The sequence below is a fragment of the Salinivibrio costicola subsp. alcaliphilus genome (genome assembly GCF_001996185.1).
Taxonomy (GTDB): Bacteria; Pseudomonadota; Gammaproteobacteria; order Enterobacterales; family Vibrionaceae; genus Salinivibrio; species Salinivibrio costicola.
This window is the reverse complement of the sequence record NZ_MUFR01000004.1, coordinates 85,646-98,210: the sequence shown is the minus strand read 5'-3', so window position 1 is coordinate 98,210 and position 12,565 is coordinate 85,646. Positions and strand designations below refer to the sequence as shown.

At 50.6% G+C, this 12,565-nt stretch carries 12 protein-coding genes and 2 tRNA genes; 12 read left to right on the top strand and 2 right to left on the bottom strand.

The window, feature by feature from the left end; genetic code table 11:
- The first annotated feature begins 190 nt into the window (after positions 1-190).
- From lolB to BZJ21_RS02400, 7 genes are all read left to right on the top strand, one after another.
- Positions 191-757, top strand: a complete 567-nt coding sequence (gene lolB, locus BZJ21_RS02430; protein ID WP_158075494.1) for a lipoprotein insertase outer membrane protein LolB — start codon at positions 191-193, stop codon at positions 755-757.
- A complete protein-coding gene (gene ispE, locus BZJ21_RS02425) occupies positions 750-1,625 on the top strand; it encodes a 4-(cytidine 5'-diphospho)-2-C-methyl-D-erythritol kinase (protein ID WP_394329752.1) in 876 nt (291 codons plus the stop codon). The genes lolB and ispE overlap by 8 nt, the downstream gene beginning before the upstream one ends.
- A gap of 32 nt (positions 1,626-1,657) precedes the next feature.
- Entirely contained in the window at positions 1,658-2,605 is a 948-nt protein-coding gene (locus BZJ21_RS02420; RefSeq protein ID WP_025673291.1) for a ribose-phosphate pyrophosphokinase, read from the top strand.
- 174 nt (positions 2,606-2,779) lie between these two features.
- A complete protein-coding gene (gene pth / locus BZJ21_RS02415; RefSeq protein ID WP_077460058.1) occupies positions 2,780-3,370 on the top strand; it encodes an aminoacyl-tRNA hydrolase in 591 nt (196 codons plus the stop codon).
- 24 nt (positions 3,371-3,394) lie between these two features.
- Positions 3,395-4,486 carry a redox-regulated ATPase YchF gene (ychF, locus tag BZJ21_RS02410; protein ID WP_025744486.1) on the top strand — a complete coding sequence of 364 codons (1,092 nt, stop codon included), beginning with the start codon at positions 3,395-3,397 and terminating at the stop codon, positions 4,484-4,486.
- Positions 4,487-4,750: 264 nt separating this feature from the next.
- Positions 4,751-4,827 (top strand) — tRNA-Met (locus BZJ21_RS02405).
- A 53-nt stretch (positions 4,828-4,880) separates the two neighbouring features.
- Positions 4,881-4,955 (top strand) — tRNA-Gln (locus BZJ21_RS02400).
- Between the two features lie 62 nt (positions 4,956-5,017).
- Here the strand turns inward: BZJ21_RS02400 and BZJ21_RS02395 are convergent.
- Together BZJ21_RS02395 and BZJ21_RS02390 are read right to left on the bottom strand one after the other, a co-directional pair.
- Positions 5,018-5,629: an HAD family hydrolase gene (locus BZJ21_RS02395; RefSeq protein WP_077669036.1), complete on the bottom strand. Its 612-nt coding sequence runs from the start codon at positions 5,627-5,629 to the stop codon at positions 5,018-5,020.
- 27 nt (positions 5,630-5,656) lie between these two features.
- A complete protein-coding gene (locus BZJ21_RS02390) occupies positions 5,657-6,817 on the bottom strand; it encodes a 2-octaprenyl-3-methyl-6-methoxy-1,4-benzoquinol hydroxylase (protein WP_077669035.1) in 1,161 nt (386 codons plus the stop codon).
- Positions 6,818-7,099: 282 nt separating this feature from the next.
- On the opposite strand from BZJ21_RS02390, the gene miaB reads away from it, so the two are divergent.
- From miaB to lnt, 5 genes are read left to right on the top strand one after another with little or no spacing between them, the layout of a single operon-like run.
- Positions 7,100-8,524 carry a tRNA (N6-isopentenyl adenosine(37)-C2)-methylthiotransferase MiaB gene (gene miaB, locus BZJ21_RS02385; RefSeq protein WP_077461589.1) on the top strand — a complete coding sequence of 475 codons (1,425 nt, stop codon included), beginning with the start codon at positions 7,100-7,102 and terminating at the stop codon, positions 8,522-8,524.
- 54 nt (positions 8,525-8,578) lie between these two features.
- Positions 8,579-9,664 carry a PhoH family protein gene (locus BZJ21_RS02380; protein WP_077461590.1) on the top strand — a complete coding sequence of 362 codons (1,086 nt, stop codon included), beginning with the start codon at positions 8,579-8,581 and terminating at the stop codon, positions 9,662-9,664.
- Positions 9,661-10,131: an rRNA maturation RNase YbeY gene (ybeY, locus tag BZJ21_RS02375; protein ID WP_025744482.1), complete on the top strand. Its 471-nt coding sequence runs from the start codon at positions 9,661-9,663 to the stop codon at positions 10,129-10,131. The genes BZJ21_RS02380 and ybeY overlap by 4 nt, the downstream gene beginning before the upstream one ends.
- Before the next feature lie 18 nt (positions 10,132-10,149).
- Positions 10,150-11,022: a CNNM family magnesium/cobalt transport protein CorC gene (corC, locus tag BZJ21_RS02370; protein WP_025744481.1), complete on the top strand. Its 873-nt coding sequence runs from the start codon at positions 10,150-10,152 to the stop codon at positions 11,020-11,022.
- The gene (gene lnt, locus BZJ21_RS02365; RefSeq protein ID WP_077669034.1) at positions 11,009-12,562 is read left to right on the top strand and encodes an apolipoprotein N-acyltransferase; all 1,554 of its coding nucleotides are present in this window, start codon (positions 11,009-11,011) and stop codon (positions 12,560-12,562) included. The genes corC and lnt overlap by 14 nt, the downstream gene beginning before the upstream one ends.
- Positions 12,563-12,565 lie beyond the last annotated feature (3 nt).

Genomic DNA, 12,565 nt, shown 5'->3' with positions numbered 1-12,565 from the left:
TTCTCTCACCTCGGCGCTTATGGCAAAGTAATGCCAAATGCTGATCACTGTCTGTTGACGTTATAAAAGGATACTCGCTTTCATGTTCTCCTGTATACGTACTGTTTTCTCTTGTATACGCGCTGGTTTCTCTTTTATGCGCACTGGCTTCCCTTGTATACGCGCTGGTTTCTCTTGTATACGAATCAGTATGTTGACGGTCGTCTTTGCGGTGCTCTCTGGCTGTGCAACGGCGCCGGCTCCTACCACAGAATGGCAAACGCATCGCGCATCGCTTGAGACCATAGACTGTTATACCGCACGCGGTAAGGTGGCTTTTATCGCACCAGATACGCGCTTTTCTGCCAACCTTTACTGGCGCCATTCTCCGACTGAATCGACACTGCGGCTAACGAATTTTTTGGGAACCACCCTGTTGTCTCTAACCATGAATGCGCAAGGTGCGACCTTGGTTGATGATCAGGGCAAGCAATACCAAGACCCTAATCCAGCCCGTTTGATCGCCTATTTGACCGGCGCCCATTTACCCGTTGACGCGCTTGCCCCTTGGTTGATTGGCCTACCACGCGCACAAGACCGCTTTTCACTCGGCCCCGATAACCGCTTGGCCGCCCTCGACGACACACAAGGTTGGGATATCGATTATCAAGGCTACAGCGCCGAGACCCAGCCTGCGCTTCCAACTCGAATCACGCTCAGTAACGACCAGCAAACGATCAAACTGATGATTTCTACTTGGACACTCGATAATGACTGAAACAACCTACTGGCCAGCGCCAGCGAAACTTAACTTATTTCTTTATATCAATGGACGCCAAGCTAATGGTTATCACGAACTGCAAACCTTGTTTCAGTTTTTAGATCACGGTGACACCTTGGCTATTACGCCTAATCACAGCGGCACGATCAACCTTAGCCCCGCCATTGACGGCGTCGATGAGAAAGACAATCTGATTATCAAAGCCGCCAAGGCGCTGCAAAATCATACCGGATGCTCACAAGGCGCAGATATTCATCTGGAAAAACATTTGCCCATGGGCGGCGGGCTGGGCGGAGGCTCATCAGATGCAGCCACGACCTTGGTGGCGTTGAATCATTTATGGCAAACCCAGGTGAGCCAGACTACACTGGCAAACATTGGCCTAGGCTTGGGGGCTGACGTGCCTATTTTCATTCACGGTCATGCGGCGTTGGCGGAAGGCGTTGGCGAAAAATTGACGTCTGTATGCCCTGATGAGAAATATTACTTGGTGGTTAAGCCAGATGTGTCTATTTCGACCGCTGCAATTTTTACTCATCCAGACTTGCAAAGAAGTACGCCAAAGCGCACAGTTTCTGAGCTTATGGAGCAAAAATACGAAAACGATTGCGAAAAGATAGCCCGTAAACAATTCCCCGAGGTTGATAAGGCTGTTTCGTGGCTGCTAGAATATGCGCCGTCTAGGATGACTGGGACAGGCGCGTGCGTGTTTGCCGAGTTTGACACCGCACATGATGCCCAGAACACACTCGACACTATGCCTAACTGGCTGACAGGGTTTGTTGCACGAGGGTTGAACCGATCGCCCCTACTCGATGCGCTACAACAACTCGATGCACGACAGCAACACACTGTGAGCCAGTGACTATTAAATGGATGCAACCCGAGGTTTCCACCGTGCCTGATATGAAGCTGTTCGCTGGTAACGCGACACCCGTTCTCGCCCAACGTATCGCAAACCGTCTTTACATGTCACTGGGTGACGCCACTGTTGGCCGTTTTTCTGACGGTGAAGTGTGTGTTCAGATTAACGAGAACGTGCGCGGTAGTGACGTGTTCGTCATCCAATCTACCTGTGCACCGACCAATGACAACTTAATGGAATTGGTCGTGATGATAGATGCGTTCCGACGTGCGTCGGCTGGCCGCATAACCGCAGTTATCCCCTACTTTGGTTATGCCCGTCAAGACCGCCGCGTACGCTCCTCCCGTGTTCCTATCACCGCAAAAGTTATTGCAGATTTCCTTTCTAACGTTGGCGTTGACCGCGTACTCACTGTGGACCTCCACGCAGAACAAATTCAAGGCTTTTTCGACGTCCCTGTTGATAATATCTTCGGTACCCCTGTGCTGCTTGAAGACATGCTGGCGAAAAATTTAGAAGACCCAGTGGTCGTTTCTCCTGATATTGGCGGGGTTGTGCGAGCGCGTGCGACGGCCAAACTATTGGATGACACTGACATTGCCATCATTGATAAGCGCCGTCCGCGTGCTAACGTGTCGCAAGTCATGCACTTGATTGGCGACGTTGAAGGCCGTGACTGCATCATTGTTGATGACATGATTGATACCGGTGGCACCCTGTGTAAAGCCGCCGAAGCCCTGAAGAACCGTGGCGCTAAGCGTGTATTCGCCTATGCAACGCATCCGGTATTCTCGGGGGATGCAGCGAAGAATATCGCTGAGTCCGTCATTGATGAAATTGTGGTCACTGACTCCACACCATTGAGCGCCGAAATTCAAGCAACCGGGCGTGTGTCTCAATTAACACTGTCGGGCATGCTGGCAGAAGCGATTCGCCGTATCAGTAATGAAGAGTCGATCTCTGCAATGTTTAATTCTTAACGCATTGTCATAGACCGACAAGAAACACCCTGCCCTTGTGCAGGGTGTTTTTTTATTGCCCATTTTGAATGGCTGACTCGATTCTTTAGCCATATCAATGGTAGGATATGGCGCCTTTTTGCGTGGGCTCGATGCTCACCGGCTACGATAAGTAGATAGATAGCGAGAAACGTCGTGAGTAATCAAATCCGCTTACTAGTGGGATTGGCCAATCCAGGCCCTGAATACAGCCAAACGCGCCATAATGCCGGTGCTTGGGTCGTTCAGGAGCTAGCACGTATTCACAACGTGCCGCTAAAAGAAGAGAAAAAGTTCTTCGGCTTAACCGGCCGTATCAATGTACATGGACACGATCTCCGTGTGTTGATCCCGACCACGTACATGAACTTGTCGGGTAAAGCGGTGCAAGCCATGGCCAACTTTTACAATATTCCCGTCGACGCCATCATGGTGGCGCATGACGAGCTAGACTTACCACCCGGTGTGGCCAAGTTTAAGCAAGGTGGTGGACACGGTGGCCATAATGGCCTGCGTGATACCATTAGCAAACTTGCAAATGACAAATCGTTTTATCGGCTTCGGATAGGCATCGGTCATCCGGGTCACAAGGATAAGGTAGCGGGATACGTGCTTACCAAAGCCCCCGCTAATGAGCAGAGCCTGCTAGAGCAGGCCACTGACGAGGCAGTACGCAGCCTCGAGATCCTGCTCAAAGATGATCTCGCCAAGGCGCAAAATCGTCTACATACCTTCAAAGCACAGTAATTTTGATTAAAGGGTTACCATCTCATGGGTTTTAAATGTGGCATCGTGGGTCTACCAAACGTAGGCAAATCCACTCTGTTTAATGCACTGACCAAGGCCGGCATTGATGCGGCTAACTTTCCATTTTGTACGATTGAACCCAATACGGGCGTGGTCCCTGTTCCTGATCTACGCTTGGATGCGCTGGCGAAAATTGTCAATCCACAGAAAGTGCTCCCCACCACGATGGAGTTCGTTGACATCGCCGGCTTAGTGGCCGGCGCATCGCGCGGTGAAGGTTTAGGGAACAAGTTCCTAGCGAACATCCGTGAAACCGATGCGATTGGTCATGTGGTACGTTGCTTTGAGAATGACAATATCGTTCACGTGGCAGGTAAAGTGGATCCGGCTGATGATATCGACGTGATTAACACCGAGCTTGCGCTGGCTGATCTTGAAAGCTGTGAGCGTGCGATGCAGCGCAACGCCAAAAAAGCCAAAGGTGGCGATAAAGATGCCAAATTTGAGCTAACCGTGCTTGAAAAACTGCTCCCCGTCCTAGAAGAAGGCAAGATGTTGCGCTCGGTCGAACTGAGCAAAGAAGAAGCCGCAGCAGTACAATACCTTAACTTTTTGACGCTTAAGCCGACCATGTACATTGCCAACGTTAATGATGATGGTTTTGAAAACAACCCATACCTCGACAAAGTGCGAGAGATTGCCGCCCAAGAAGACGCAACCGTGGTGGCCGTGTGTGCGGAAATCGAAGGCGAGATTGCCGAGTTAGATGCCGAAGAAGCGGCGGCTTTCTTGGATGAAATGGGGCTAGAAGAGCCAGGCCTAAACCGCGTGATTCGCGCCGGTTACGAGCTACTCACTCTGCACACCTATTTTACCGCAGGCGTGAAAGAAGTACGTGCTTGGACGGTGCCGATTGGCTCGACCGCGCCACAGGCGGCGGGTAAAATCCATACCGACTTTGAAAAAGGCTTTATTCGTGCCGAAGTGGTTGGCTATGATGATTATATCGCTAACAATGGTGAAAACGGCGCCAAAGATGCCGGTAAATGGCGCTTGGAAGGGAAAGAATATATCGTTAAAGATGGCGATGTGATTCACTTCCGTTTCAACGTTTAATACGCACATACGTTATGCTTTAGGGTGCGTTGTCGAGACCCCATCCTATTGATATTTAGACCAGCCTCCGGGCTGGTTTTTTTATTCCCATCATTCAACGTTCTCCGCCACCTACTCGGTAGGCTTTGCCGTTAAATTGTTCAAAATGGCGATTATTGCAGCCAATGAATGCAAAATCACAAAAAAAACAATAACGAGACCTTGACGACTTTCGCCCAGATCCGCATAATTCGCAGCGTCTTAAGGCACTATGCCTGACAGAGTGGCTACGTAGCTCAGTTGGTTAGAGCACATCACTCATAATGATGGGGTCACAGGTTCGAATCCCGTCGTAGCCACCATTAATTTTATAATTCGGCATGATGTTTAAATGGCCGGGTTAGGTAACACCTACTGGGGTATCGCCAAGCGGTAAGGCAACGGGTTTTGATCTCGTCATTCCCAGGTTCGAATCCTGGTACCCCAGCCATATTAAAAAGCCCACACCATGTGGGCTTTTTTGCGTTTAGGGGCTCGTGTTCACTTAATCCGTTAAAGCGCTATCCCCATTTTGGCTAGTTCCGCGCGGCATTGCTGTACATCGGTAAAGGGTATGCCCGCCATGCCCAGCGCTTTCGCACCTTCCACGTTCGCAATTCTGTCATCCAAAAACACGCAAGAAGCTGGGTCAAGGTGGTAGTCATCCAACAAGCGTTGATAAATAGCAGGTTCAGGTTTCAAACACCCTACTTCGGCTGACACGATGGCACCATCAAACAGCGACCAAAACGCATAGCGCTGTTTTAAGAACGCAACAATTTCGCGCACATTATCGGTTAACGCATAAACCCCATATCCGGCCTGTTTGGCCGAGTGAAGTAACTCGACACTGCCGTAAAGACAAATCTGAGTCTGTTTAATGTAATAAAACAGCGCTTCAAGCTGTGCGGGGCTAAGCGCCGTATCATCGGCAAAACGCTGCTTGGCTTGCGCCTCGGTGAGCGTGCCACGATTCAGCGCTTGCCAAGTATCGCTCTGGAAGATTTGATTGGCATGCGCGTGGGCATCTGTCGCTTCCCCTAAGGTTAAGCGGATAATTTCTTCTGGTGACCAACGCACGATCACATTGCCAATATCAAAAATAATCGTCTGGTAGTTCGCCATATCACGTCCTTGTTCTTGTCGCGAAGGCTAGAGCCCTAACGCATACTTCAATACATGTTTTTTCACCGGGCCGCTGTGTTCAGCCAGTTTAAACACCGCATTACGTGCCAGTTTTAAAGGCGTGATTCGGTTACTAAACGCGGCATAAAACACATCCATCCCGGTTTGCATCACCATGTTATCCGTACGGCGTGCTTTTTCGTACGCCGCTAACGTTGACTCTGCTTGCCATTGTGCGCCTGCATCGGCACAGGCATCCAGCAACGCGCTCACGTCTTTGAAGCCTAAGTTCACCCCTTGCCCCGCGAGCGGGTTAATGGTGTGGGCGGCATCTCCCATGACTACTACGCCGTTACGATGGTACTGCTGGGCATGACGACGCGTTAGCGGAAATGCGCCCCAGTTGATGGGGGTGACATCACCCACTTGTGGTGGGAAATGGCGCCCTATCTCGGCTTTAAGCTGCTCAGCATTGAGCTGACACAACTGTTGAACTCGCGCCGGGCTGTCATACCACACTAATGAGGCATTGTTGCCGCACAATGGCAGTAATGACCGCGGCCCTGAGGGAAAGAATTGCTGCCAGGTAATATCTTGTTGGGGCGCGGCCGTTTCGACATGAATTAACATGCAATGCTGACGATAATCCCAGCTGGTAAGACCGATTTGCGCGTAATCTCGCACTTTCGAGTGGGCACCGTCGGCACCAATCAACCAGGGCGCTTCTAGTGTTTCGCCACTGTCTAATTGGAGTTGATGCAGACCGCCCGCCTGCGTCATACCCGTGATAGAGGTCGGTGAGACAAGGTGCAAATTGTCAAAACGAGCAAACTGTTGCCACAAGCCGAGTTGAATCAAGCGGTTCTCGACCATATATCCTAACTGTGGTAATTCGAGTTGGTCGGCACTGAAACACACACGGCTGTCTTCTGCTTCCCAGGTTTCTAATCGTCGATAGGGACAGACTCGCATGGCTTCAATGTCGGCCCATGCGCCTAAGTCTTGAAGCAAACTGACAGACGCATGAGATATCGCAGACACCCGTAAATCCATCGGTTGTGACGCATGGAAAGGATCCGGTTCTTGGCGTTCTATCAATGCCACCTGCCGACCTTGGCGGGCAAGTCCTAATGCGGCAGCGGCACCGACCATGCCACCGCCGACAATAATAATTTCAAATTGATTCATGACTGTCTCTTTGTCCCGTTAATGCCAGCATTCTACTGAAGGTAAACGAGAATTCGATATCAATCCGATCAAAGTGGGGGCAAATTCGCTTTTCCGATCTCGTTTTGCGGCGTCGGCTCAATCACTTATCCAGATTGACACCATTTCTCCCAGCCTGTGATCTGGTCAGCGATATAGGAAAGCAGTACAATACGCGGCTTGCCAAGCTGATTGACTGATTAAAAACCATACAGCTTGAAAGGGTAATGTCGACCATAAGATTAATAATGAGCGTGAAGTTACATGGCTAAGAAACTGCTGATCAAAACCTGGGGTTGCCAAATGAATGAGTATGACTCATCCAAGATGGCAGATCTGCTAAATTCTGCCGGTGGCTATGAGCTGACCGAACAACCAGAAGACGCAGATGTTCTCCTCCTCAATACCTGTTCAATTCGTGAAAAAGCACAAGAAAAGGTATTCCACCAACTGGGGCGTTGGAAAACACTCAAAGACAAGAATCCAGAGCTGGTGATCGGCGTTGGTGGTTGTGTGGCAACCCAAGAAGGCGATCACATCCGCGAGCGTGCGCCTTATGTGGACGTCATTTTTGGCCCCCAAACGCTACATCGCCTGCCTGAAATGATAAAACAATCACGTGGCGATAGCGGCACAGTGATGGACATTACCTTCCCAGAAATTGAGAAGTTTGACAGTCTGCCTGAGCCGCGTGCCGATGGCGCGACAGCGTTTGTCTCCATTATGGAAGGCTGCTCGAAATACTGTACGTTCTGTGTTGTGCCGTATACGCGCGGCGAAGAAGTGAGCCGTCCGCTCGACGATGTGCTGTTCGAAATTGCCCAGCTTGCCGAGCAAGGTGTGCGTGAGGTAAACCTGCTAGGCCAGAATGTGAATGCCTATCGCGGTGAGACCCATGATGGCGACATCTGTACCTTTGCTGACTTACTGCGCTATGTCGCCGCTATCGATGGTATTGATCGCATTCGCTACACCACCAGTCACCCGGTTGAGTTTACCGATGATATCATTGAGGTGTATCGTGATACGCCAGAAGTGGTGAGCTTTTTGCACTTGCCGGTACAAAGTGGCTCTGATCGAATCTTGACCATGATGAAACGCCCGCACACGGCGATTGAGTACAAATCCAAGATCCGTAAGTTGCGTCAGGCACGTCCCGATATCACCATCAGCTCAGACTTTATCGTCGGCTTCCCGGGAGAAACCGAGCAAGACTTTGAAGCGACCATGAAGCTGATTACCGATATCGACTTTGATATGAGCTTCAGCTTTGTGTATTCACCTCGCCCAGGGACGCCAGCGGCAGATATGCCTGACGACACACCAGAGCAAGTGAAAAAAGAACGCCTGTACCGTTTGCAGCAGCAAGTGAACAGCCAAGCGATGCGCTATTCACGTATGATGCTAGAAACCGAACAACGTATCTTAGTCGAAGGGCCATCGCGTAAGAATCTTATGGAGCTGCGCGGCCGTACTGAGAATAACCGAGTGGTCAACTTTGAAGGCTCTGTCGATTTGATTGGCCAATTTGTTGACGTAAAAATTACTGAAGTGATGCCAAACTCGCTCCGCGGTGAGCTGGTTCGTACCGAAAAAGATATGGACTTGCGTGTCGCCGTCTCGCCAACCGAAATCATGGCGAAGACGCGCAACGAAAACGAGCTTGGTGTTGGTGTATACACGCCATAACGCGTTCATCAATTCAACGGCGTCGGGTGACCGGCGCCGAAAGCGAGGATAATCTTGTCTAAAATCATCTCTCTTGACCTTACATTAGAACCTGCCGACAACACCCGTCTTGCCAACTTATGTGGCCCGTTTGACGATAATATCAAACAACTAGAGCGCCGCTTGGGTGTTGAAATTAGCCACCGCCATAATGCCTTTACGGTGATGGGCAAACCTCACACCGCCAACGCCGCCGTCGACATCTTAAAGCGGCTGTATGTGGATACGGCCCCCGTGCGTGGCAGTTCGCCCGACATTGAGCCCGAAGCCATTCATTTGGCGATCAAAGAGTCTGGCGTGTTAGAACAGAACACCGAATCGAGCATCCCTTACGGTAAAGAGATTAACATCAAGACCAAAAAAGGGGTGATTAAACCGCGCACGCCAAATCAGGCGCAATACATCGCCAATATGGTCAATCATGACATTACTTTTGGCATTGGTCCGGCGGGCACAGGTAAAACCTACCTCGCCGTCGCAGCCGCGGTAGACGCGCTGGAACGCCAAGAGATTCGTCGGATTTTGTTAACACGTCCAGCGGTTGAGGCGGGTGAAAAGTTAGGCTTTTTACCTGGCGATCTCAGCCAGAAAGTCGATCCTTACTTGCGTCCACTCTACGATGCCTTGTTTGAGATGCTCGGTTTCGAGCGGGTCGAAAAACTGATTGATCGTAATGTGATCGAGGTAGCACCGCTGGCTTATATGCGTGGCCGAACCTTGAATGATGCTTTTATCATCTTAGATGAAAGCCAAAACACCACGGTCGAGCAGATGAAAATGTTCCTGACTCGGATTGGCTTTAATTCACGGGCCGTCATCACCGGTGACGTTACCCAAGTCGATTTACCGCGCAATGCCCGCTCAGGGCTACGCCATGCGATTGAAGTGCTGTCTGACGTGAATGAAATTAGCTTTCACTTCTTCCAAGCCGACGATGTGGTGCGCCACCAAGTGGTTACTCGTATTGTTCAGGCCTATGATAAGTGGGAAGCAGAAGATGCGAAGGCACGCAAAGAGGCTGAAGCACGTCGCCGAGAAGCGCGTGAAGCACAGCAGGTCGCGGTGCAACCAACCTCTATCCCACCACAGGACCCATCATGAGCTATTACGTCGATGTGCAGGTCGCCTGTGATGACGAACAGGGGCTGCCCAGTGATGACCAGCTTCAAGCTTGGTTTGAACATGCAATACGCGAAGCCAAGCCTCAAGCGGAAGTGACGATCCGGATTGTGGATGAAGGTGAGAGCCAGAGCTTAAATCGCGACTATCGTGGCAAAGATAAACCGACGAATGTGTTATCTTTCCCCTTTGAAGCACCTCCTGGGGTAGACATAGATTTACTCGGTGATCTGGTGGTATGTCGCCAAGTTGTTGAACAAGAGGCACAGCAGCAAGGCAAAACGCTGATGGATCACTGGGCACATATGGTCGTCCATGGTAGCTTACACTTATTGGGCTACGACCATATTGAGGATGATGAAGCCGAGCAAATGGAAGCCTTGGAACGAAAGATCCTGGCAACCATGGGGGTCAGTGACCCTTATGCGAATGACTTCATTGAGCGTTAACTAACTGAATGAAATTGAATGAACGACGATAATTCGCAAAACGCAGACGGTCCGAGTAGGAAGACCTTCTTCGAACGGCTGGGTCAGTTTTTCCAAGCTGATCCAAAAGACAGACAAGAACTGGTGGACGTATTTCGCGACTCAGAGCAAAACGCCCTGATCGATCAGGACACCCGGGATATGCTGGAAGGTGTGATGCAAATCTCTGACATGCGTGTGAGAGATATCATGATACCCCGTTCGCAGATGGTAATCGTTGAACGATCGCAGTCATTGGAAGCGATCATTAATATTATTATTGATGCCCAACACTCACGTTATCCTGTGATCAGTGATGACAAAGACCATGTTGAAGGCATCTTGCTTGCGAAAGATTTGTTGCGCTATCTGCGCCCCGATGCTGAAGATTTCGACATCGAAAAGGTCTTACGCCCTGTTGTGGTGGTACCAGAGAGTAAGCGGGTTGACCGTCTACTTAAAGAGTTCCAAGAAGAACGCTACCACATGGCGATCGTCATCGATGAATTCGGTGGGGTATCAGGTGTTGTCACCATTGAAGATATTCTCGAAGAAATTGTAGGCGAGATCGAAGACGAGTATGACGATGAGGAAGAGCAAGAGATTCGCCAACTCAGTCGCCATACCTTCTCGATGAAAGCACTGACCACCTTAGAAGACTTTAACGAGCATTTTGGCGCCCAGTTCCAAGATGACGTGGTAGACACTATCGGTGGGTTGGTTATGACCAGTTTTGGTCATCTTCCTGATCGTGGTGAAGAAGTCGACATTGGTGACTACCATTTTAAAGTGACGGCCGCTGATAGTCGTCGTATCATTCAGCTACAAGTTACCATTCCAGACAGTAGCGAATCGAACAGTGAAAACGCCTAACCGTTTACGCCCATTGGGGCAGCCATTATTGGCTGCCCTTTTTGGTGCGCTTGCCACCCTCGCCTTTTCCCCTTTTTCCTATTGGCCCTTTATGTTGGTCGCGCTCTGGGGCTTGTTACTTCTTCTGCAAGTTGCTTCCTCGCCCAAACGCGCGGCTTGGATAGGTTTTAGCTGGGGGCTCGGCCAGTTTACAACTGGGGTAAGCTGGGTGTATGTCAGTATTGACCATTTTGGCGGGATGCCTGTGATCGCAGGCCTGTTTTTGATGGCACTGCTTATCGTCTATTTATCGCTTTACCCCGCGCTATTCGGCTGGCTGATACATAAATCACCCATCAAGCAAGCGGGCATAAAATGGACGATGCTGGCACCTGCCTTGTGGTTAGTGGTTGATTGGTTAAGAGGTTGGGTATTTACCGGTTTTCCCTGGTTATGGCCAGGTTATAGCCAAATAGACAGCCCGTTTGCGGGTATCGCCCCGGTACTGGGTGTACAAGGGATCACGCTCGTCTTGGTGTCGCTTGCGGGCTTAGCCGCCTTGGTGACCCCCCATTGGGGACAATGGCAGGGGCGTGTTCGCCTCTTCGGTATGATCGCTATCATAGGGCTTTTTGCCGTCAGTGAAGGGCTCGGGTCGGTCAAGTGGACAACCAAAACCGATCAGCAGCAAACGGTCTCACTGATCCAAGGCAACGTCCCTCAAGCACTCAAGTGGCGCGCCGACCAACGCTGGCCAACCTTGATGAAGTATCTGGATTTAACCCGTCAACATTGGGACAGTGACGTGGTGATTTGGCCAGAAGCCGCCATTCCCGCATTAGAGCGAGATCTTCCCCGCTTTTTTTCGCAGTTAGACCAAGCGGGCAAGCACAATCAAACCACGGTGATCACGGGGGCGCTCGATCAGCGTGAGGATGGCACCTATTTTAATAATGTGCTCGCGCTCGGTGCAAAAACACCGCGCTATCAGTATCCAGCACCCGCCCAGTACAGCAAACATCACTTACTCCCCTTTGGCGAGTTTGTGCCGTTTGAGTCACTGCTGCGTCCTTTGGCGCCGATTTTTAATCTGCCCATGTCGTCATTTTCTCCAGGCGAAGCGATTCAATCAGCTTTGCCTGCGAACGGCTGGGAATACATTACCGCCCTGTGTTATGAAATTGCGTTTCCCGCGCAAATCCGTGAAAACCTCACCGCCAGTAGCGACGCCATTATTACCCTCTCAAATGACGCCTGGTTTGGCCGCTCTATTGGGCCTTGGCAACATCTAGAAATTGCGCGTATGCGCGCGCTCGAGTTCGGATTACCCGTGATCCGAGCCACCAATAACGGGGTGACGGCTTTAGTCGATGAACGCGGTCAGATTGACGCCTCATTGCCACAATTTAAGACGCAAGTTTTAACCACACAAATTACTCAAACACAGGGGCTGACACCCTACCGTCAATGGGGAAACGGACCGCTTTGGATGTGGATTGTTATCAGTGGCCTGGTGAGCCTGATTGCTTGGCGTCGTGCTACTTATCCACAAAAAGGCTAGCGG

Excerpts from the sequence above, each read along its gene's own strand:
- ychF (WP_025744486.1), top strand. The coding sequence starts at position 3,395 with ATGGGTTTTAAATGTGGCATCGTGGGTCTACCAAACGTAGGCAAATCC.
- ispE (WP_394329752.1), top strand. The coding sequence starts at position 750 with ATGACTGAAACAACCTACTGGCCAGCGCCAGCGAAACTTAACTTATTT.
- BZJ21_RS02390 (WP_077669035.1), bottom strand. The coding sequence starts at position 6,817 with ATGAATCAATTTGAAATTATTATTGTCGGCGGTGGCATGGTCGGTGCC.
- corC (WP_025744481.1), top strand. The coding sequence starts at position 10,150 with ATGAACGACGATAATTCGCAAAACGCAGACGGTCCGAGTAGGAAGACC.
- miaB (WP_077461589.1), top strand. The coding sequence starts at position 7,100 with ATGGCTAAGAAACTGCTGATCAAAACCTGGGGTTGCCAAATGAATGAG.
- lolB (WP_158075494.1), top strand. The coding sequence starts at position 191 with ATGTTGACGGTCGTCTTTGCGGTGCTCTCTGGCTGTGCAACGGCGCCG.
- ybeY (WP_025744482.1), top strand. The coding sequence starts at position 9,661 with ATGAGCTATTACGTCGATGTGCAGGTCGCCTGTGATGACGAACAGGGG.
- BZJ21_RS02395 (WP_077669036.1), bottom strand. The coding sequence starts at position 5,629 with ATGGCGAACTACCAGACGATTATTTTTGATATTGGCAATGTGATCGTG.